At 38.8% G+C, this 21,167-nt stretch carries 19 protein-coding genes and 1 tRNA gene; 3 read left to right on the plus strand and 17 right to left on the minus strand.

Features of this window, described 5'->3' with window-relative positions:
- Positions 1–25 precede the first annotated feature (25 nt).
- From ACIGG7_RS21255 to ACIGG7_RS21285, 7 genes are all read right to left on the minus strand, one after another.
- On the minus strand, positions 26–1,183 hold the full coding sequence (locus tag ACIGG7_RS21255) for a Ger(x)C family spore germination protein (RefSeq protein WP_224940992.1): 1,158 nt from the start codon (positions 1,181–1,183) through the stop codon (positions 26–28).
- Positions 1,164–2,636, minus strand: a complete 1,473-nt coding sequence (locus ACIGG7_RS21260; RefSeq protein WP_397550981.1) for a spore germination protein — start codon at positions 2,634–2,636, stop codon at positions 1,164–1,166. The genes ACIGG7_RS21255 and ACIGG7_RS21260 overlap by 20 nt, the downstream gene beginning before the upstream one ends.
- A gap of 12 nt (positions 2,637–2,648) precedes the next feature.
- Positions 2,649–3,728: an endospore germination permease gene (locus tag ACIGG7_RS21265; RefSeq protein WP_224940994.1), complete on the minus strand. Its 1,080-nt coding sequence runs from the start codon at positions 3,726–3,728 to the stop codon at positions 2,649–2,651.
- A gap of 125 nt (positions 3,729–3,853) precedes the next feature.
- Positions 3,854–6,988, minus strand: coding sequence for an AAA family ATPase (locus ACIGG7_RS21270; protein ID WP_224940995.1), 3,135 nt, complete (start codon positions 6,986–6,988; stop codon positions 3,854–3,856).
- Positions 6,985–8,130, minus strand: a complete 1,146-nt coding sequence (locus ACIGG7_RS21275; protein ID WP_224940996.1) for an exonuclease SbcCD subunit D — start codon at positions 8,128–8,130, stop codon at positions 6,985–6,987. Before ACIGG7_RS21275 ends, ACIGG7_RS21270 begins: the two co-directional genes overlap by 4 nt.
- 139 nt (positions 8,131–8,269) lie before the next feature.
- Positions 8,270–8,407, minus strand: a complete 138-nt coding sequence (locus tag ACIGG7_RS21280; protein WP_224940997.1) for a YvrJ family protein — start codon at positions 8,405–8,407, stop codon at positions 8,270–8,272.
- Between the two features lie 152 nt (positions 8,408–8,559).
- Positions 8,560–9,084, minus strand: coding sequence for a hypothetical protein (locus tag ACIGG7_RS21285; RefSeq protein ID WP_224940998.1), 525 nt, complete (start codon positions 9,082–9,084; stop codon positions 8,560–8,562).
- A 277-nt stretch (positions 9,085–9,361) separates the two neighbouring features.
- Here ACIGG7_RS21285 and ACIGG7_RS21290 point away from each other — a divergent pair.
- Positions 9,362–9,457: transfer RNA gene (locus ACIGG7_RS21290), tRNA-Sec, on the plus strand.
- A 61-nt stretch (positions 9,458–9,518) separates the two neighbouring features.
- Here ACIGG7_RS21290 and ACIGG7_RS21295 read toward each other — a convergent pair.
- The gene (locus ACIGG7_RS21295; protein WP_224940999.1) at positions 9,519–10,844 is read right to left on the minus strand and encodes an ATP-binding protein; all 1,326 of its coding nucleotides are present in this window, start codon (positions 10,842–10,844) and stop codon (positions 9,519–9,521) included.
- Between the two features lie 203 nt (positions 10,845–11,047).
- Between ACIGG7_RS21295 and ACIGG7_RS21300 the strand changes: the two genes are divergently transcribed.
- On the plus strand, positions 11,048–11,473 hold the full coding sequence (locus ACIGG7_RS21300; RefSeq protein WP_224941000.1) for a DUF2621 domain-containing protein: 426 nt from the start codon (positions 11,048–11,050) through the stop codon (positions 11,471–11,473).
- Positions 11,474–11,634: 161 nt separating this feature from the next.
- Here the strand turns inward: ACIGG7_RS21300 and ACIGG7_RS21305 are convergent, their stop codons facing one another.
- The 4 genes from ACIGG7_RS21305 to ACIGG7_RS21320 form a co-directional block, all read right to left on the minus strand.
- Complete coding sequence (locus tag ACIGG7_RS21305; RefSeq protein WP_318246408.1) at positions 11,635–12,165, minus strand: site-2 protease family protein; 531 nt, start codon at positions 12,163–12,165, stop codon at positions 11,635–11,637.
- A 108-nt stretch (positions 12,166–12,273) separates the two neighbouring features.
- On the minus strand, positions 12,274–12,753 hold the full coding sequence (locus ACIGG7_RS21310) for a CcdC family protein (RefSeq protein ID WP_224941001.1): 480 nt from the start codon (positions 12,751–12,753) through the stop codon (positions 12,274–12,276).
- Positions 12,754–12,872: 119 nt separating this feature from the next.
- Complete coding sequence (locus ACIGG7_RS21315; protein ID WP_224941002.1) at positions 12,873–13,235, minus strand: response regulator; 363 nt, start codon at positions 13,233–13,235, stop codon at positions 12,873–12,875.
- Between the two features lie 131 nt (positions 13,236–13,366).
- Positions 13,367–14,074: a cytochrome c biogenesis CcdA family protein gene (locus ACIGG7_RS21320; RefSeq protein ID WP_224941003.1), complete on the minus strand. Its 708-nt coding sequence runs from the start codon at positions 14,072–14,074 to the stop codon at positions 13,367–13,369.
- A gap of 264 nt (positions 14,075–14,338) precedes the next feature.
- Here ACIGG7_RS21320 and ACIGG7_RS21325 point away from each other — a divergent pair, with 264 nt between their 5' ends.
- Positions 14,339–14,518 (plus strand): aspartyl-phosphate phosphatase Spo0E family protein, encoded by a 180-nt coding sequence (locus tag ACIGG7_RS21325; RefSeq protein ID WP_061811297.1) that lies wholly within the window; start codon positions 14,339–14,341, stop codon positions 14,516–14,518.
- A gap of 102 nt (positions 14,519–14,620) precedes the next feature.
- Here ACIGG7_RS21325 and ACIGG7_RS21330 read toward each other — a convergent pair whose 3' ends face one another.
- The 5 genes from ACIGG7_RS21330 to sirA form a co-directional block, all read right to left on the minus strand.
- Positions 14,621–16,426: an ABC transporter ATP-binding protein gene (locus tag ACIGG7_RS21330; protein ID WP_397550982.1), complete on the minus strand. Its 1,806-nt coding sequence runs from the start codon at positions 16,424–16,426 to the stop codon at positions 14,621–14,623.
- Positions 16,427–16,429: 3 nt separating this feature from the next.
- Positions 16,430–18,178 carry an ABC transporter transmembrane domain-containing protein gene (locus tag ACIGG7_RS21335; RefSeq protein WP_224941005.1) on the minus strand — a complete coding sequence of 583 codons (1,749 nt, stop codon included), beginning with the start codon at positions 18,176–18,178 and terminating at the stop codon, positions 16,430–16,432.
- A gap of 488 nt (positions 18,179–18,666) precedes the next feature.
- Positions 18,667–19,788 carry a CamS family sex pheromone protein gene (locus ACIGG7_RS21340; protein ID WP_224941006.1) on the minus strand — a complete coding sequence of 374 codons (1,122 nt, stop codon included), beginning with the start codon at positions 19,786–19,788 and terminating at the stop codon, positions 18,667–18,669.
- Between the two features lie 188 nt (positions 19,789–19,976).
- Positions 19,977–20,198, minus strand: a complete 222-nt coding sequence (locus ACIGG7_RS21345; protein WP_034759902.1) for a YneF family protein — start codon at positions 20,196–20,198, stop codon at positions 19,977–19,979.
- Between the two features lie 84 nt (positions 20,199–20,282).
- On the minus strand, positions 20,283–20,720 hold the full coding sequence (sirA, locus tag ACIGG7_RS21350; RefSeq protein WP_224941007.1) for a sporulation inhibitor of replication protein SirA: 438 nt from the start codon (positions 20,718–20,720) through the stop codon (positions 20,283–20,285).
- Between the last annotated feature and the right edge of the window lie 447 nt (positions 20,721–21,167).

Raw genomic sequence — 21,167 nt, forward strand, 5'->3', positions numbered from 1 at the left:
TTTCCTCCATCTTACTTTCTGATTATCAATACTGCTTTTTATTATAACGATATGCATTAAAATGTATGATTTTCACCTTTACCTTTAGTTGCTCTAATGAATTTTCGGTTAGATAAAACGCGTTTTTCTTTTCCAGCTCATTGAATTCTTTTGGGTGGAGTCTAAACCACTTCTCACCGACATTCAGTAAATCCATCTGCTCCTGAAGGCCTTTGTTGTATACTTTCTCTATTTTATCTTCTAGTGATTGTTGGAGAGTCGATTGTAATTCCTTATATGGAACATCCCTAATCTTCTCTAACAATTCTGCCTCTACCCCAATTTCTACTGTGAATTTCGGAAAACCGAATTCTTCTTTATTATATTTCACCTTAGGCTTTGATGCAGATAATTTAAAGGTTGACAGAAGTTCGTCCCCTTTATAGAGAGGGTAATTATATGCGTTTTTCTTATTTAGTAACCAATCTACAATCATTGAATCTTTCTCTGAGATTTTCCCTTTTAAAGTAGCATTTTGAAAAACACTATATCCATCTAAATAGAGGGCAGGAATCTTTTCTTTCGCAGTCCAGGAATGGTCATCAATTCGAACGTTCGGAATCAATGCTGTTCCCATCGGTTCATAATAGGTTCTTAAAAAATGCATCAAGCTTGTTGATTCAACATCGTTTTGTATATATTCTGAATGTTCTTCAGTTAGAAGAACAGTATATACGGGTGGGTAATCAAATAATCCTTTGACACTAAAAACCTCTTCCATGTTCATATCTGTCGTAAACAATTCTAAACTTGGCCGTAAAGAACGGTTCCTTCCCACGTCTTCTAATACTTCTTTGAATTTATATTGTATGAGGTTCCTTGACAATACAAGTGTTTCCGTATGACCAAAAAATAATGGAGGTCTTGATAATTTATACAATTTACTCACAGCCATATTTAACGTCTTACCTTTAGCAGATCCTATATATGTTGGGATTGGTTCTGTTGGCCTTGCCCCTTCCTGTTTCGCAACATTGGCAAAATTCAATCCCTGAACATATGCTGTATACTCATCCTTCTCTTCATCATAATCTAATCCAATCGAGACAATATAGGTTAAATCCTGTATGTTTTTTGATCCAGTACAACCAGTCAAAACCATGACAAACAGTATGATGGTTATCTTACTCATCTTTTTGTTCATGCTGGGTTTGTCCTTTCCTTGTTTTATCATTAGGGTTAGTCGTATTGGTGCGTTGATTGTAGAATTGGATTGGTAATCTGAATAGAGATCGCATCGTTTCTTTAAAGCTCATAACACCCATATTCGAGTATGGTATGCCGAAAGAAGTTATGGTAGCCATATACACCTGGACTAATATGAATATCATGATAACTCCAAACAGCCCAAAAAATGTGCTTACAAGTAATACGACGAACCTTACAATGGTCGTGGCATTTTTTAAAGATTGATTGACGAGAGTGAAGGAAGAAATATAGGTTATGGCACCGATGACAAGCATCGTTGGAGATGTCAATCCTGCACGAATTGCTGCATCTCCTACGATAAGTCCCCCCAGGACAGAGACGGTTTGACCAATAGCCCGTGGAAGGCGAATACCTGCTTCATTGAAGAATTCGAATAAGAATAAAACGATGAACATTTCAACAGGAGCAGATAGAGGCAAACCAAATCTGGAAACTGAAATAGTAGCAACGAGGAGAAAAGGAATTTGTTCAATATTGTACGATGAGAGAGCGACCCATAAACCGGGTAAGAACGCTGAAATTAATAGCCCGGTCAACCTGATGATCCGTTCCAGGGTAACATACACATAATTAATGCTTGCGTCTTCTGGAGATTTCGTTTGTAATAATAAATTGACCGGAGCTATTGAAACAGTAGGAAATCCATCGACAATCAGAGCAAACCTCCCTTGAGTTAATGAGTCGACGATGAAATCTGGTCTTCCCGTATAATCAAAGCTAGTAAAGACCGAATATGGGTTATCATCTAATAGGGACTCCACTTGATGATTTCCCGTTACCACATCAATATCAATTTTTTCCAATCTGGCATATAGTTCTGTTAAAATTGATTGGTCTATGACATCATCCAGATACATAATGGCAATATCTGTATTGGCTCTTGAGCCTATTTTATATTTCTCCACACAGAGAGAAGGAGTAAACAGCCGCCTTCTAACGAGTGAAATATTCGTATTTAAATCTTCAACAAAACCATCTTTTGGTCCACGTATGGATGTTTCCAGGGAAGACTCTTCTGGCCCGCGTTTTGGAAGATCGCCAGCATGAATCGATAATATTTTATCGTCTATAAAAAAAAGAACATAACCTAAAAATAATGAAGAGGAAATTTTGTCCATAGGAGACTCTGTGATTTCGTCCGTTTGGAATGCACTTAAGAATCTGTTGACATAGGATTCTTCTGGAGCATTTTCAAGTTTAGAAAGGATATACTGATCCAGATAGTGCCGATCCACCATGCTATCAAAGTAAACGAGTGTCACTTCCTTATCCTTAAAAAGATGTGGTTTTATAACTAAATCTTGACTACGTGAAAAAAGCTTTTTTAATTCGGATAAGGTATCCACTCTTTCTTCCGGACATTTTTTTTCTTTTGAGAGCTTCATCATAGTGAACATCCTTTACTTAATGAATCGAAGAATGATGGCAGATATAATAATTTGTCCCGAGAAAAGCAATACGGATAACGGGAAAAAAATGTCATATAAAAATTTATAAAAATTGTAGGTTTCTACCTCAATTAATATCATTCCAAATAAAAGAATGAATAAAGGGATTAAAACTTTTAACGAAATTCTATATTGTCCGTTACTTTTTGTGAAAAATGCGGCTAAAAAGAACATAAATAGGCTAATTCTGATAAGCGCACCACATAACCATTGATAAAGGGCAAAGAAGTCTAAATGGGTAATGAATTCCCCGATGGCAAGGATCCTCCATTGTTCATAAGCTGGGTACCTTAAATAAGCAGCCTCTACATGTCCGAATTCCATAATGGAGGCCGTTAATGGGCCAAAAATAAGTCCCATAAAGATCAACCCTAAAACAATTAAATGATGAAATTTGATTTTACCTTCACTATATGGCTGGATCAAAATAATTAAATATAATTCTAATAATCCACTTAAAACATATATCATGCCTTTCATGACTGGTTCATATCCATGGCTTAGAATCGGCAAAAGGAGGCTGGGATCTTTCATATTTGTATTCGTAATGGCAATGAAAAATCCGAAAATCATCACTAGGGGTAATAAAAGGCCGCTCGCTATCGCCATGTGTTTGATACCTGCCCAACTAATACAAAAGCAGATAATAAAAATAGTTCCTTTCACTAAAAATGAAGGTACATCTGCTAAGAAATACGCACTTAACCATAGTATTAAGTCATTGAAAGTGATATATGCACTTGATATTAAAAATAAACAAAGTGGAAGTGCAAATAACAATACAAGCCATCTGGGCCATTTTTTATTTAATAAGTGGAAGAACCCTTCTTTAGGAGAGTTTTTTACTATGTAATAAATTAATAGCGTCATGATTAAAAGGATTGGATAAGAAACGAGAATGCTTATCCAGCCATCCCTTCCTGCAGCATTCAAAATGCTAGGAATAAGCATGACATGATTTAATAAACCTGTTGAAAGAATCAGTAAAAATACAAGTAGTCTAGGAATTAGGATTGGACGTAAGCTCTTCATTTGACTTCCCCACAATATAACGAGTTTTACTTCTATTTATGTCCTAGTACAATGATTACCATCCCTATATTCTCTGAAATAAAAAAAGATCAAGGATAATCTCCTTGATCTCTTCATCATTTATTCTATGCTAAAAAATGAAATTCCGTTCGACTTCCGCTTTGAGAGGATATGACCTCAAGTCGTGCGTCTATTCTTTCTTTCAGCTCTGGTACATGTGATATCAAACCTACCAGTCTTCCGCTGTTCTGAATGTCCATCAATGCTTCAATTGCATGATCCAATGATTCGGGATCGAGAGTACCAAATCCTTCGTCTATAAACATCGTTTCTAAGGATACTCCACCTGCGTATTGCTGTACCACATCTGCGAGCCCCAGAGCTAATGCAAGGGATGCTTTGAAACTTTCCCCGCCTGATAACGTTTTGACATGTCTCTCCTGACCTGTGTATTGGTCAAATACAAGAAGCTCCAAACCACTCTGCACATTGCCTTTGCTTCGATCAGTCTTCCGAATCAACTGATATCTGCCTGAAGTCATTTTAATTAAACGTTCATTGGCCACCTGTAGTATATCCTCCAGGAAGGATGCCAGCACATAACGTTCAAATGTAATGCGATTGGCATTCTGACCACGTGCTATTTCAGCTAAATGTCCAACCACCTGATAACGTGATTCTAAATGTTTTATCCCTTCGTTTATGGCTGTGACTCTGGAGAGAATGAGCTTATTTTCCTTTTTATTGGTCCTGACCCTGTTAAGATCGTCATTTACGACCTTCAGTTCCTGTGTAACCTGATCTATGTTTTCTTCGATACCTTTTATTTCAGGCATTTGTTTATCTTTCAATCGTTGATCAATATCCAATAGTCGATCAGATACTGAGCGAAGGTCTTCTCCGAATTTCTTCACCTTTTCCTGAAGTTCCATGATCTCCGTTTCAGACTTTTTTGCTTCTAGAAAGGCTTTATAATGGGGAAAACCTTGTTCCGTGAGAAGCGCTAGGAATGCTTCCCGCTCTGTTTTCATCTCGGATTGTACTTTTTCAATTTGGCTTTCTTTCTCCTTGACTTGAGCTTTCTTTACACTGTCTAGGTTTGTCAGCTCATAATACTGCGTTTGAGCACGTTCAAATGATGCCTTTAATTCTTTTAGTCGTTTCTTCTCTTGATTTAACACTTGAAGAAAATGCGTTTTTGTTCTGAGATCATCAGGAATGGATTCCTTCACCTTTTCGAGCGTCGTATTCTTCGTGTGATAAAAAGTATTGAGTTCTTGAAGAATTTCCTGATTCTTCTCTTTAGAGCCTTCAAGTTCTTCTTGTTTTTCTCTTCCCCTTCTTAATTCTTCTCGTATAGCTTTTACCTTTTCCACTTCTTCTTGCTTTTCAGTAATGGCTTTTTTTAAGGTATCGATTTCTTTTGTCATTTTGACAATGCTATCATCGATTTCATCCTGAACCAAGTCCATATCCTTTTCACTTATCTTCTTGAAGAGATCATCAATCTGCTCCTGAATACTTTCCATTTTCGTTTCTTCTTGGGCAATGACTAAGCTCAGCTCTTTCTCTTCACGTTCCAGTTCGTTCTGCTTTGCTTTTGCCACTTTCAGGTCTTCTTCTGAAGGTAAAGAATCCACTTCAACGGCCGGACTCGGATGATGCTCTGAACCACATACGGGACACGGAGCTTCATCTGATAAACCTCTTGCAAGTAAAGCTGCTTGTGCTGAATTCCATTTCTCTTCTAAAAAGGCAAGAGTTTCAGATGCATCCTTGATATGATCTTGAAGTTGCCTGTATTGCTCTCTTTTATTTTTATATTGGATTTGGACATTCCTTAACCTACCATCCATCTTTTTCATTTCATTTATTTCGTCCAAGAGGAGAAGCTTTTCCTGTAAGGTTTTTTCCAATTGAAATAAATCTGCATGAGCTTTTTCCCCATCTTCAATGCGCTTCTCCCGTGTTTTTATGCCTTCCTGTAAAAACGCAATTTGTTCGGATTGTTTCGTGACCATTTCCTGATGCTTTTCATATCTTTCTTTTACCTCAATGGTTTCTTTCATTAACGCATCTAACGAGTCAATGTCTTTTTCCATGTTTTCAAGGCGAGTGACCTGCTTAGAAGCTTCATCCCTAAGATTCTCCTTTTTGGCTTCTTCTGTTAAAGTTTCCTTGGCAGCCACAAGCCTTTCAGAAATATCATGGTTTTCCTCACTTAATGTAACAAATTGACTCTTCAATTCTTTCAGGTTTCGATTAAGCTTATGACAATACTCGTCTTGTTGAACCAAACGGGCAGCACGCTGAGCCAATAAAATGTCATGATCGATAGATTCCATTTCAGGCTTTAATGCTAACAGGGCTTCTTTCTGATTCCTTAGTTTATCTTGAAGGCCGTATTGCTCAACAAGGCCCTTGGCTTCTGCCAAATCCTTTTGAAGAACATCTCTTTTATTCTGAACCCTTTCATATTGTTGATGGAGTTCTTTTTCATAGCCCTCCATCCTTTCAATTTGCGGGGGTAGAAGTTGAAGGATTTGATGATCATTCAACGGATTTTCTAATAATAGAGATTGAAGTTCTTCATTTTCATCAAAATGGATTCTGAGCAATTCCCTTGTCCGTTCTTCAATTGAGGTTTCGACTGCTTTCTTTAAATCATCTGCTTCAATCTTCAATTTTTCCTGGATTGTCTTGTATAGTTCTGTATGAAACAAACGCTGCAAGATGAGCTCTTTATCTCTACTATCCGATGTAAGAAGCTTCCGGAATTCCCCTTGTGGAATCATAAGGATCTGTCTGAATTGGTTAGCATCCAGCTGAATCAACTCTTTGACCTTCTCGTCCACCTCTCGCACATTGGCAGCAAGAATCTGTTCTTTCCCGTCATGATCGAATACATAAAGTTCGGACCGAGCATTAATGGTAGTGAATCCATCACCTCTTGACTTCTTTTTATCCTGTTGGGGCGAGCGCCAAATACGGTACGTTTTCCCCCGTAAACTGAATAGAAGTTCGACTTCTGTCAGATCATCGTTTTGAGCAAATTGACTTCTTAGTTCAGTCGGACTGCGGTCCTCTCCACTTGCTTTCCCGTAAATGGCATAAGAGAGTCCATCGAAGATTGTTGTTTTACCAGAACCTGTTTTCCCTGATATAACAAACATGGTGCGGTTACCAAGGGCGCGAAAGTCAATGATTTCCCTCCCCGCATAAGGCCCAAACGCCTGCATCATTAATTGAAGAGGCTTCATACCTGATCGACCTCCCTTTTAGCTGTTTCAATCACACTTTGCACGACTTCTTCCTTTTCATGGGTGAATTCACCCGTCGTCATATCTTTATAAAATTCTTTAAACAAGTCCAGTTCAGACTTCCTTTTATCATCTAACACTTGGAACGTGTTTTTCTTTTTGACATCTGTCAGTTCCCTTTTTCTCTCTAAATGAAGGACATTGGGATAGACTTGTCGCAGTTGATTGATAGGATCGATCAACGTACCTTCGTCATGTAGCGTAATCTTTAGATAATCATCGACATTTTGAGACTGATAAAAAGTCGGGTCGAGAAGCTCTTCCATTAGCCCCTGCAACTCTCTCATATCCTGTTTAGGTTGAAGCACTTTTTCCCGTAATTGGAAGCTTCCGTCTTCCTCCATTTCTACTATGGTGACCGATTTCCTCTGAGAAGCTTCAGAGAACGAATACTTCATTAGGGAACCTGAATACCTTATCGTTTCATGTTTAATGGCATCGGGACTGTGAAGATGCCCGAGGGCAGTGTAATGAAAAGGACGGAACACGTCAGCACCCACGCATCCGGAACCTCCCACAGATAGTGTTCGTTCCGAATCAGTGGTCTTCCCCCCCAGTACGAATGCGTGACCAACAAACACATGAGGCTCATCGGCATTCATCTGTTCTTCTATTCTTTTAACGATAGCTTCCATTGCTGTATGATGACTATTGATCGAGTCTTCTTCCAGAACCTGTCTGACTGTACCCGGTTCAGCATAAGGAACACAGTGGAAGTTTACCCCTTTAATATTGACGGGCGTAAAGTCTGATGTTATCTTCCCCTTTAAGTAAAAATGACTATGTTTATACCACGAGGATCCAAATGACAGTCTCTCTGCACTATCATGGTTGCCGGATACAGCGATGATCGGTGTATCAAGCTCTACATTAATACGGAATAATACCTCATCCAATAATTCTACTGCTGCAGTAGGAGGTACAGATCGATCATAAAGATCGCCTGCAATGACGACTGCATCAGGTTGTTCGTCTTTTATTAATTCTATGAAACTCTCCAGTATGTATCGTTGATCTTCTGTCATATATATGCCATGCACCAATTTACCCAGGTGCCAGTCTGCGGTATGAATGAATTTCACTTCACAAGACTCCTCTCCGTACATTCTATTTTCATCTAAAGTATATCAAATTCATATGGTACCCGTGTAATGAAAGATTCTGCTCTTTTTCATGTACATAATGCAAGAAAGAGACCGAACAACGCCGGCCTCTCTTCCATTATTTCTTGAGCTCTTGAGGCAGGGTCTGGATCGACGTGATGACGGCATCAAGCTTTGTCTCGATTCGATAAAGAAGATACATCGTGACGACGATCGGGAAACCTACTTCTGAAACGATTGAAATAATCGACTCCATGCTCTCCCTCCTTTCATCCTTTATATAGAACATTGCACGGAGAATGGATACTTATACGAAAGAAAAAAGCGAATCCATAACATACTGGAATCGCTTTTTTATCTATTAATTATACTAGATGTGTTTATAAGAAAATTATTCGTGACCTGGTATTAACCGTTAAGATCGCTGATTAGGCTTGAGCTAACAAGACCTGCTTCATCAAGGATTTCTTTGATTTGATTTTCTGCGTCGTTTAATTTTTCATCTGCAGCTGTCAAATCTGCTTCTCCTTCTTTAGCAAGTGCATCAGCTTTCATATTATAGGATTCTGCCAAAGTGGATTGGAATGATTCCATCGCTTCTTTTTGATCTCCTAAACTTTCAGGGATTTCCATACCTTCAACGGCTTCAGCAGATGCTTTCGCAGATGCAGCCGCAGATGTTTTCAATTCAGCCAATTCCTCTCCTGTAGGAGGCTCTTCCCCTGCCATGGCTTCTTCATATCCATTTAAATCAATATCTGCACCGTTAACAGTCGTAGTTAGGTTCAGATAGAAATCCATTAAGTCCCCTGCCATGTCTTTGTTCTCGTCCGCACTTGCCGCTTCCTCTTTATTCTCTTTGTCAGAACCTGAATCGGAACAACCAGCGAGCGCTAATGATAAACCAAGACCTAATAACCATACTTTTTTCATACTTGTTTCCCCTCTCTGTCTCTATCAATATGTTCAAGTATCGAAAGTAAACATCCCCATCAGGAAATCGCTTACTTCATCTATAATTAGCCGGCAAAAAGTATCTTATCACGGAGTTATTCAAATGGTAAAGAAATATTTGCAGATTTCTCCAAAGTTTAAATCTTGTAAATATTACAAATTAACAGTCTCTATTTCCTTCTTGTATGAATGCCTCTCTGAAAATCATTTGAACAAGTCGTGATCCCGTGGTATAACATATATATGATTCATTCTCGGGGCTGATTGTTGAGCTGGTGCTTGCCGGAGTCTTCAAAATTTCAGGGAGGCGCGTGCCGTCTCCGCTGGGTTCGATTCCCAGGCAGTCCCGCCAATTGACAAAAAACATTCACTTGCATACAAAAAGGACTCTTGTGACACACAAGGGTCCTTTCTTATTGATTTTGCAAAGCTTCCCGTCTTCTTCTCTCTGTTGCCTGTACACTGTCAAACAAAATGTGGAAGGCAGTCCCTTCCCCTTGTTCGCTTTGTACCCGGATATCAGCTCCATGATCGCGAAGAATTCTCAAACATATCGTGAGGCCTAGTCCAGTTCCTTTTGTTTTGGTCGTAAAGAAAGGCTCTCCTAGTTTATCGAGGACTTCTTTCTTCATCCCCACGCCTTCATCCTTAAACGTCAATTGAACTTTATTATGAGAGTTGATTTCAGCGTGAAGGGTAATCGTTCCTCCATGAGGCATGGCTTCTATTGCATTTTTAATTAAATTGATAAAAACCTGCTTTAACTGATTTTCATCACCTCTGATATACAGCTCTCTTTCATGGAAATACGTTTGAATTTCTATATTGTATAAAATGGCATTGGTATTCAGTAATTTCGACACATGATCCAACGTCTCAATGATATTGATTCTTTTATACGTGACGGATTGTGGCTTTGCAAGAATCAATAATTCACTTAGAACCACCTCGATTCGCTTGATTTCCGAAAAGACAATTCCTAAGTATTCATTCGTTTTCTCATCTGCATCATCTCTTAACAACTGCAGAAAACCATTGATTGAAGTCAGTGGGTTACGAACCTCGTGAGCGATCCCAGCAGCCAATTGTCCTGCAACTGAGAGTTTTTGAGACTCGATAGCCAGTGTTTCGTTCATTTCCATTAATTCTTCTTCATTATGTACTCTTTCGGTAATATCCGAAATGGTCCCCACTGTACCAAGAAGCTCTCCATTTTCACTATAGTTCAGTTTGATATTGACTTCACCCCAACGGAACTGACCGTCCCTCTTCTGGTAAGAAAAGTCCATCTTGGTTTTCGCTTGTTTCAAGCTGATACTTTGCCTTATGAGCCTGAGAATTTCATGTCGTTCATAGAGGGAGATGAAATGGAGTGCATTTTTATGTAAGCTTTCTTTAATGGTGTATCCCGTAAAGTCTTCCCAGGATTGATTGAGGAATTGAAACTCTCCTTTGGCATTTGTATGAAAGACCACTTCATCGATACTCTGAAGCACATGATTCATTTCGTCATTGAGAAGTGTCACCCTCTCCTCGTTCTTTTTTAAAGCAGCTAACGTTTCATGACTGAGGTCAAAATTCTTCCCCATAAAGTAGCTGATAAAAAGTATCAATACAGTAAAGACGATATCCACCTTTACATCCACCGGATAGTGGAGAACAAAGTAATAAATAAAATCCCACGTCAGTACTAATAAAAGTCCAGTGAGCATTGATACGATCCTGCCTCTATACTTCATGCTACGAGCCTCCTATCCGTAGAAACTTTTAGAATAGAATCGAAATAGAAAGAATTTTCACGATAATTGTTATTTATTAGTATATCATTTCTAATTAAGAACAGTATAGACCTCTTTTGAAAAATCAATGATATTCTTGTCACATGCTCTGTCCTTGTCTATAATTGAAAACGATACATTTGCTATTATACTGAGGTGAAAACATGCTAGAAGGTTGGTTCTTATATTTCATCCTTTTTTGGGTTGTTTTTTTAGTGGCTTCCTTTGCCATCGGAGGATTCTTCATGTTTCGGAAGTTCTTAAAGAGGTTCCCGAAAGAGGATGGTAAGTCTGATTTGGATTGGGAAGAGCATTATGTGAACGAGACCATCCATCTTTGGGGTGAAGATGAAAAGAAGATGCTTAATGAACTGGTTACACCCGTGCCTGAATTATTCAGGGATGTGGCCAAACAAAAAATTGCAGGGAAAATTGGTGAGTTGGCTCTTAAGGAAAGGGCAGAATCCATTACTCAAGAATTGGTCATCAGAGGTTATATAATGGCCACCCCCAAACGGGATCATAAGTTTCTAAGAAAAAAACTCAATGAAATGCAGATAGAAACCACACCATATGAACATTTATTCTAATCAGAGGCAGGGATTAAAATGGGATCAATACTTGTCATACCGATCGTGTTATATTTAATCTTTATTGTTGGTGCAGCTTTTCTGTTTGGAAAATGGAAGAAGTCCCAAAAAAGGTAAACGTTAATCGTTTACCTTTTTTATTATCCAGTTTACTATTCTCATCAATCAATGGGATCTTCAGCTTTACCGAACCGGATGACGTCAAGTATAGCCTGGCCATCACTCGGTTTCCCATCTCCGTTCCTGAAAGGGAACAATGAAAAGAAGATAAAGTAAACCGAGAAATACACAAACTGATAGAAAAAGATATGAACGGGTAAAACCCCTTCATATATCAAAAAGTTGATCAATAAGATCGCAATCAAGTTGAATAAACTGCCAGACATATAAATAAGTACGTGAACCCATACCTTGTTATATGTTAATTCTTTATACTGGCACCACCCTTCCATGAAATACATCCTCTTCACTTCCAATGGGCCAATGTTCAAAAGGTGCTTACCGGTACCAATGGAAAATTTAATCTTCGCTCCGAATATCCGGGCAACAAGGATATGACCCGCCTCGTGTAGAATGGTGACCAGAGGCAATGTTAGAAAGAATGCCAGGAAAAACGTCCATATATCAGCAATCGTAAACAATCGATATCCCACCAATACGTTTGTGAATGTCTTCTCTTTCTCTTTGCCCAATAACATCAACCAGTAAGCTTATTTTTCAGTATTGTAATAAAATCGTAATCGCGCTAAGATTTCTTCACAAAAAAAAAGCAGGTTGCCCCCTGCTTTTTTTACAATGTATCAAATTGAATTCGTCGTGAGATCTTGATTTTCCTGATGCAGCTTTTTATATTGAAAGTACATGGTAATCCTCCATGGTACGATCATTCCAAATGCAAGTAACCAGAACATTCCGCTCAGTTCTCCATAATCAATGGAAGCACTAAGAATCGATTTTGCCACAATTCGAATTAGCAACAAGCCGATTAAAATAAAGGCAAACGCTTTTGACCTTTTTAAATAAATATCGTTTTCACGAATTTCGAATTTCGACGTCTTAATTAACAACAGAGAGAATACCATCCCAACTGTGATGGCTTCTAATAATTCACTCATACTGACCCGGAATACAGGAAATAAGAACATCAAGGCACCAGTGCTCATAAAGAGTGGTGGTAAAATGATTTTCTTGCCGCTTACCGGTTTCTTCTGAGCCTTCATCCTAATAAAAATCACCATAAATCCCATGCAAATCGCTACAATGGATGAAGCAATCATCATAAAGCATCATCATCCTTTATTATCTACTTTCATACCTTCCCCTATTATAGCCCAAATGAAGAAAAAACGAAAACACAAAAAAAGAGAGAATGAATGGAAGGTTCAATCTCTCTTTCAACCTATGATCCTAGCACTCTTTTAATGGCTTCGTCCACACGTACGTCATCAAAAGGTTTAACGATGAAATCCTTGGCTCCCGCTTCTATCGCTTCCACTACTACCTTTTGCTGCCCCATCGCTGAACACATAATCACCTTTGCATGAGGGAACTCCGCTAGAATATTCTTTACCGCTTCTATTCCATTCATATCCGGCATGGTGATATCCATCGTCACCAGGTCAGGCTGAAGCTCACGATACTTCTCCACGGCAATAAGTCCATTTTCAGCTTCCCCAACGACTTCATGTCCGCTGGATGAAAGCATGTTTCCAAGAGTCAGTCTCATAAATTTAGCATCATCCACTACAAGTATCGTTGCCACAGATGTTTCCTCCTCGTATGCACTATCGATGTCTATCGCATTCTTTTACCTAAATCATCCATTTAAACTATACCATAAAACGTAATGTTAATTCAATTTATTCTGACGTTCAGTGTACCTTTAATGTCCTATCAAAAACCTTGAAAACCACCGAATACAGATGTGAAGTACGCAAGAATAACGGTCATCCAATCAAAGAATAGCATGATTCCAACAGCAATCATGACATATCCTCCGACTTTCACAATCTTTCCACTGTTCTTTCTGATCCATTTCATTCTTCCGATGAAGAATGAAAGAATGAAGAAAGGGATGGCAAACCCCAATACATAGGCTGTCATATACAGGACTCCTGAACCCGGATTGGTTGCCGCAAGCGCCAGTACCGAAGCGAGGATCGGGCCGGTACAGGGGGTCCATCCGGCAGCAAATGCCATCCCGATGAGGATAGAACCGACAAATCCTGCTGGCCTATTCTTAAATTCATATCTTCGGTCCTTCATCAGGGTCTCAGGAGTAAAGACTCCAATGACCACCAAACCGAATATTACGATAAAGATTGCTCCAAGCTGACGAATGAGGTCTTTATAGTTCAAAAAGAAGTTTCCAATCAAGGAAGCCCCAAATCCAATGGCTATAAAAATGGCAGAGAAACCGATCAAGAAAAATAAGGTATGTAATAAACTTCTTCTCTGTAGCATGGCATTGTCCGTTTTCAATTCATTGACGCTCATCCCCGTAATATATGAAAGAAAAGCGGGGTATAAGGGAAGGCAGCATGGGGATATGAAGCTGAGAAATCCGGCCCCAAAGGCCAGGAAAATATTAATATCAGACATTTCTACATCTCCTACAATTCAGTATATATCTATTCTATCAAACAATTCTCGAAACTATGAGGAATGATTGTGTGAAAGATTTGTGTCCATTTCATTACAACCTCTTCATTCTCTTTCATTTGTATTAAAGTCTCTTTTCTTTTTTTGAAAACCACCATTTTTGCTTTGAAAAAAAAGGCTACTTTCGTTATACTAATAAAAAGTTACAGTTATTACTAGTTTTGTATTCCACTTGTCAGGACATACAAAAGAAAGGAAACAGCCGTGTCTAAAAAAGAGCTTCTCGAACGAATTGAAAAAAAGCGCGCTCAATTAATTGATATTGTTGCTGAAAATGGACTTACATCTCCTCAAGCAATTCAATTTAGTCAGGAACTTGATCGTCTGTTGAATAGCTACAACTCTCAATACATAAAAAAATGTTATACACCACAAATGAGCTAAATCTAATCATATATGCAAATATATTATTTCCATATAATGCAATAATTATAAAAAGGGAGACCCCACACCTGCCGGGTCTCCTTTTTATTGGATCAAATTCATTTATGATCCTGCTATAGCATCTTCCATCCCCTGCACTAAACCATTTTGCAGCAGATACATTTTATAATAGATCCCTTTTTGCAGCAATAACTCCTGATGGCTTCCCCGCTCCACAATCTCCCCTTGGTGCAGGACAAGGATGAGGTCCGCATCCTGGATCGTCGATAGCCTGTGGGCAATGGCAATGGTTGTTCTCCCTTTTCTCATCTTGGTTAAGGCATCTTGAATCGCTTCTTCGGTTTCTGTATCAATATTTGCCGTTGCTTCGTCCAAAACGAGAATCTTTGGTTTTGCGGCAATGGTTCGTGCAAAGGCAATCAATTGCCTTTGTCCACTTGAGAGTGTTGAACCCCTTTCCACCACAGGGTGAGAAAATCCTTCAGGAAGTTTATCGATAAACGTATTTGCCTGTACAAATGCTGCAGCTTCTTCAACCTCTTGATTAGACATACTTACTTGATGGAGCTTGATATTATCCCGGATATTTCCGAAGAAGAGGAAGGGATCCTGCAGGACCAACCCCATTTTCTGACGTAGTTCTTTCTTCGGATAAGATTTGATACTTCGTCCATCTATTAAAATACTCCCGTGGTCAAATTCATAAAATCTCATAAGTAGATTAATGATGGAGCTTTTACCGCTTCCTGTATGTCCAACAAGAGCAATCGTTTCTCCCTGCTTTGCTGTGAATGATATATTCTTTAAAACATCCGTTTTTCCATCATATGAGAAGGAAACATCTGCAAATGTAATTTCCCCTTTCTCTATCGTTTCACTCTCTTTTTCATGAATGATTTGATCGGGGGAAAGCTCTTCTTCATCCAGAAGCTTAAAGACACGAGAAGAAGCAATGATGGCCTGTTGAAACATTGATAACCTCATCATTATTTGATTGACCGGTTCGAAAAAGCGGTCGAGATAATTCACAAAGGCATAAAGTATACCTATTTCAATTGGTTGATTGAATGAGGTGAGACCAAAATAACTCAGAACTACTATTAAGGCAGCAACATAAACCAAGTCAATAGCAGGCCTCAATAATAACCCATCGACCTTTATATTCCTCATTCCTGCCAAGTAGTGCTTTTCATTAATTTCACCGAACTCTTCCCTAAATCGTTTTTCCTGCCTGAACACTTGGATGATGGACATTCCTTGAAGGGACTCACTGAGCTTTGCATTAAGCTCACTCAATCTCTCACGCATTTCCTGATAGAAGATGGAACTATACGTACGATACATTTTCATGATCATAAAGAGAAAAGGTAAGATGAAGAGACAAAAAAACGCTAAACGGGGATTCAATGCAAACATCGCAATGAATATTCCTGTTAAAAGGAAAGCTCCCTGGATGAAAGAAACCAAAACACTCACAAACATATCCTTGATGGCTTCTGTATCATTCGTTACACGGGAGACAATGCTGCCAGCTGGCGTGCGATCAAAATACTTCATTCCAAGGCTCTGAACCTTTCGAAAGACCTCGACCCTCAATTGCTGGATGATTCTAAGGGCGATTTCCTGAAATTTCAATAATTGAAAATACGAAATCCATACATTTCCTATTTGAATCAATAAATATGCAGCAGCCAAACCTGTGAGTGGGCCATAAGGAAATACCCTGGGAGTTAAATAATTATCGATGAACACCTTTATGATAATGGGACCGAAAATATCTCCGACCGTTGTCAGAAACAATAGTGAAAATGCGTACAACATCGTCTTTTTATGGGGCTTTGTATATTTCATGAGGCGAAAAAAAATCATCCGCTGCTCTTTTGGTGTCAATGTCTGATTTTGATCCATTTCCTACCCTCCATGCTCCACGAGGTCTTCTAACTGTTGGCGGAGGTACATTTCTCTATACCTACCTTTTTCCTGCATTAATTCACTGTGAGTACCTCTCTCGATGATTTTCCCGTCATCCAGGACAATGATCAGATCTGCATGTTGAATGGCGCTTAATCGATGAGAAGCGATCATCGTCGTCTTTCCGGCACGATTTTGCTTCAATGCCTCCAGGATTGATTCTTCTGTTTTGGCATCCACCGCCGACAGGGAATCATCCAGGATCAATACTTCAGGATCCATCAAAAGAGCCCTTGCGATCGAAACTCTCTGCTTCTGTCCACCCGAAAGAGATACTCCCCTTTCCCCCACCACTGTGTCATATCCTTTAGATAACCGGATAATATCCTCATGAATATGCGCTTCTGCCGCTGCCGATTCAACTTCCTCCATGGTTGAGAGAGGATTCGAAAAGGAAATGTTTTCTTTAATCGTTGCCGAAAATAGAAAGTGATCCTGTGGTACGTATCCTATACTTTCACGCAACCGCATTAATGTATAATGTTGAATGGCATTACCTCCGAATGTCACACTCCCCTTGTAACCTTCAAACTCCCTCAGAAGGAGTTTGAAAAGCGTGGTTTTTCCTGCGCCGGTTTTCCCTACAATGCCGATGGTTTGGCCTTTTTTGAAGGCAAAATGAATATCCTTCAATGCATGCACCTCTTCACCAGGAAATGAAAAGGACTCAATATGATACTCAATATCTCCTGTAGGAGATTGGTCGACGGCTTCTGGGGTATTCTGAATATCCACCTGTTCTTCCAGGAGATTCTTAACGCGATCATATGAGGCACGGCCTCTTTCTACAATATTAAATAACCAACCGAATGCGAGCATTGGCCAAATCAGGAGCCCGAGGTAAGTGGTGAACGAAATCAATTCGCCTATTGTCATCTCGCCATTTACAACAAACTTTGCCCCGAATAGAATGGAAAGGAAGAAGGAGATTCCGACAATGATGGAGATGGTCGGATCAAATAAGGAATCCACCCTTGCAACGGAAATATTTTTCTGGACCACCTCTTCTGATTGAACCCTGAATGCTTCGATATCTTCGTTTTCCTGCCCAAAGGTCTTAATGACCTTAATCCCTGTTACACTTTCCTGGGTTTTATCATTTAATGATGAAAAGGCTTCTTGCGCATCATGAAACCTTTTATGCAGGAGTGTTCCATAATAACTGGTCAAAATCGCCATAAACGGCATCGGGATGAGTGCGATAAGGGTTAGTTTCCAGCTAATCGTCAAAGCCATGGCGATAACGACAAAGGATCCCGTTGATAATGAATCCACAAGGGTCAAGACCCCCACTCCCGCTGTTTGTTGAATAGCCTGTAGATCATTTGTTGCGTGAGCCATCAGATCCCCAACACGCCTCTTCTGATAGAAGGCTGGGGACATTTTGGTGAAATGGTGATATAATTCATTCCTCAATATGCGGGAAAGCTTGGTGGCAGATCCGAATATCATGATCCTCCATATAAAACGAAGACCATACATGGACAATGCGGTAACGATCAAAACCAGAACCCATTTCAACATGTCCTCTGACGTAAGCGTTTGCCCCTTTATGCGATCGACTACTATCCCAACAATTCTTGGTGGAATCAATTGAAGGAATGCGACCATCAACAGGAGAATGATTCCTATGACATATGATTTTTTCTCCTGTAGAAAAAACCATTTCAAATCTAAGAAAACTCTCATTCTATACCCCCTGAATCATGATGAAATCGACTCTTTATTTTACCAAATTTCAGAAAAATGAGATATGTTTTTTTCTTTTGATCCTGTTTTATTTTTTCAATTTAAAAATGCTCTTTTAACATGGTTGTTGGTTGATTTCCGCTCCAATCAACTGTCCAAGCATATATTGTTTCAATATAACCGTGTAAGTATCAAAATTACTTACAATAAATTCATTTTTTGACTGCAGTGATCGATTATTTCTAATATACTAATGTACTTTGTCTTTAATCTTATCAATCATATCAACAATTGCTTCTTTAGAGGGTGATGAGAATTGTTTAGACTCCTACGGAAAACGGCCCTAAACTCTCCAGCGCATACTTAATATCCGGGAAGCTGAAAAAATACAATGCATCTTGCGAAGACCTATTGTTGAGATTGTTACACCAAATAAAAAAGAGCATCTCTTCAAATGATAAGAGATGCTCAGTAGAATTGAATGATTGTTAATGTATTTCTACAAATGGTTCCTGGTCTACTTCTTTAACGATGGTCGCTTTCAGACCCTTAGGCGTTTTCACATAAAGATAAACCGGTGTGTGAGGAAAATAATCGACGATTTCTGGACCGATCGCCTGTGCAAAGCCGACTAATTCGGTTTCTTTCACCATTCCAGTATGTACATCGATGACCAGTTTATTTAACGTGTCTTTTCTATACAAACCTTTCCCGACGAATTCAATATCCTGATGAGAAAAGAATTTTGACACATAATCTTCTAAATCCCGGATACGATTATATAGATCGCGGTCCTTTTCTTCCCCTTCATCACTAGGGAAATAAAAATATTTGTCGGATATATCATCCCACTTTTTAATTCTAGTATCATTCTCATCCAAATAAGTAGTAGTAATATAGTTACCTGAGACTACACTGTTTAATGGCTGAAGCTTATAAATCGAAATCATGATGGGTACATTTTTCAATTCCTTAATCGCCCTTACACGACTGGCAACCGTGGCAGCCATTTTCTTTCCATATTCCTCCATCTTTTTCTCATTTATTTTCGCTTCATCAAAATGCATGAGTTTCTTATCATCTTCGACCCGAATGTAATCGACAGAATTCATTGCAAGGCCAAGAGATATCCCTTTGATGTTGCCTTCAGAGTCGACATAATTCTGTTCATGAATATAGGCAAGGTACATCGGGTTTTTCTTTTCCGTCTCCATTTGCTGTTCCCATGTCATATCATCTGTAATCTTCAATGCAGGGTTGAGTCCCAATTTATTGGATTTAGACTCCCTCCCTAACCATGAACTTAACTTCTTTAAGTATTGCCCCTCTTGATAGACATATTTTTCAGGTGAATAATGATCAGTGGATAATGACATAAGACCTGTCTCAATTTCATCCATATCACTGCGATTATTGATGGTCATTGTAATGAGGCCGCGATTAACCGCTTTTTTTTCTTCATTCACTTTATAATTTAAATATTCACGTGCATCACCTGCAGCACTATTTTGAACTTCCAATGTTTCTTCATCTATCACTTCTTGAGGCTTATTGTTGCATCCGGCAACAAGAGTCAATAGAGAAAGTGATACAATCAACCATTTTTTCATATAGCTCCCTCCGGACTATATTTTATCATACATTTAAATTTAATCAGTCCCATAACCTTTAAGTTTTTATGAATTTTAAAAAATAATTCCATTATCCTAAGATAATTGAAAAAGTGGTGTCTTCATGTCTTTACATCAGCATACCCCATCAATAGAAAAAGCACTCATGACCTGAGTGCTTCCATCTATTACTTCATGTTCTTATTCATTGCATTCATCATTTGATTAATTTTCTTCTGTGATGGTTTTTGACCCATCTGCATCATCATCATGCGCAACATTTGCTCGTTGATTGGTGGATTTTTCTTAAGGTAGCTCATCATATATTTACGAGCAATGAAAAATCCTAGTGCAACTCCAGCAAGTAATGCCAGAACTCCTACTAGAATAAGTAATCCAGTCGTTCCCATACTCTTACTTCCTCCTTCATGTTGTCCTTTTAAAAGTGTACTAAACCAAGAAACATTATACAATATCTTGGTCAAAATTTCATATTAATATATAAACTTTCTTTGTTTTATCGGTTTTAACCAGCCAAAACGTTCATTTTTCAGGTCCATTGCCAATAGCTGCCCCATATTTCTTCGTAAAATTTCAAAAAAGAGATATTCTGATTCATCGTGGCCCCAGGCATTTAGAATCATCGACTTTTCATTCAACACGAGCGTAGCCCCTGATCCATTTCTTTCTATCGTCGCCACGGAGTCCACCCAAGTTGCCCCTTCTACCTTTGTCATTTCGTTCTGAAGGATTCTTTGTGTAGGAAGGTAAGGTATCGGTTTTGTAATGTAATCCACTTGTTTAGAGACGATAGTGTGAAGGTCACCTGTACTCGATTCCCAATCAGAAAACAACTGATAGAACATTCTTTCACGACCATAATAGTGCTGAACAAACAATTCTTCAATCCAATAGATTTGATAATTTCGCACCTTTTCTCCCTCCTACCTTTCTTTCATTTAGTATAAATCAACTAGAAGGGAGTCATTGTCATAAATTGTTGAAAATCTGCACTAGTTTTGTCGAACAAATTTTGAGAATGTATTTTCATCTCTTAAAGCTTAGTAAGGTATTTACCCTTTACCCGAATTCTTCCAATTGTACTCTTATTTATTCACAAATCCTTTCAGAATGCTTTATCAAATGGCTGTTTTCCCAAAGATTGTTGCTATTCGCATACAAACTAAGATTTACGATGCTCTGTCATTAAAGTTGTGGTTCAGGAGGGTGAAGGGAACAGTCCCACTTTCCACGGACGTTCGGCCGAGCCTCCTCAGCAAAAACTGCACTGGACCCATAAAGTTGGACACTTATTTTCTATGCAGCTAATTCGGTGTTAACCCGATAAGCTACCGGACTTTTTCGTTTTAACCTTGATT

The sequence above is a fragment of the Rossellomorea sp. NPDC077527 genome (assembly GCF_044542955.1).
Lineage (GTDB): Bacteria > Bacillota > Bacilli > Bacillales > Bacillaceae_B > Rossellomorea > Rossellomorea aquimaris_E.

Excerpts from the sequence above, each read along its gene's own strand:
- ACIGG7_RS21345 (WP_034759902.1), bottom strand. The coding sequence starts at position 20,198 with ATGGGAACGACTGGATTACTTATTCTAGTAGGAGTTCTGGCATTACTT.
- ACIGG7_RS21300 (WP_224941000.1), top strand. The coding sequence starts at position 11,048 with ATGCTAGAAGGTTGGTTCTTATATTTCATCCTTTTTTGGGTTGTTTTT.
- ACIGG7_RS21295 (WP_224940999.1), bottom strand. The coding sequence starts at position 10,844 with ATGAAGTATAGAGGCAGGATCGTATCAATGCTCACTGGACTTTTATTA.
- ACIGG7_RS21265 (WP_224940994.1), bottom strand. The coding sequence starts at position 3,728 with ATGAAGAGCTTACGTCCAATCCTAATTCCTAGACTACTTGTATTTTTA.
- ACIGG7_RS21335 (WP_224941005.1), bottom strand. The coding sequence starts at position 18,178 with ATGAGAGTTTTCTTAGATTTGAAATGGTTTTTTCTACAGGAGAAAAAA.
- ACIGG7_RS21285 (WP_224940998.1), bottom strand. The coding sequence starts at position 9,084 with ATGAAAAAAGTATGGTTATTAGGTCTTGGTTTATCATTAGCGCTCGCT.
- ACIGG7_RS21340 (WP_224941006.1), bottom strand. The coding sequence starts at position 19,788 with ATGAAAAAATGGTTGATTGTATCACTTTCTCTATTGACTCTTGTTGCC.
- ACIGG7_RS21280 (WP_224940997.1), bottom strand. The coding sequence starts at position 8,407 with ATGGAGTCGATTATTTCAATCGTTTCAGAAGTAGGTTTCCCGATCGTC.
- ACIGG7_RS21320 (WP_224941003.1), bottom strand. The coding sequence starts at position 14,074 with ATGTCTGATATTAATATTTTCCTGGCCTTTGGGGCCGGATTTCTCAGC.
- ACIGG7_RS21260 (WP_397550981.1), bottom strand. The coding sequence starts at position 2,636 with ATGATGAAGCTCTCAAAAGAAAAAAAATGTCCGGAAGAAAGAGTGGAT.
- ACIGG7_RS21255 (WP_224940992.1), bottom strand. The coding sequence starts at position 1,183 with ATGAACAAAAAGATGAGTAAGATAACCATCATACTGTTTGTCATGGTT.
- ACIGG7_RS21330 (WP_397550982.1), bottom strand. The coding sequence starts at position 16,426 with ATGGATCAAAATCAGACATTGACACCAAAAGAGCAGCGGATGATTTTT.
- ACIGG7_RS21310 (WP_224941001.1), bottom strand. The coding sequence starts at position 12,753 with ATGATGATTGCTTCATCCATTGTAGCGATTTGCATGGGATTTATGGTG.
- ACIGG7_RS21270 (WP_224940995.1), bottom strand. The coding sequence starts at position 6,988 with ATGAAGCCTCTTCAATTAATGATGCAGGCGTTTGGGCCTTATGCGGGG.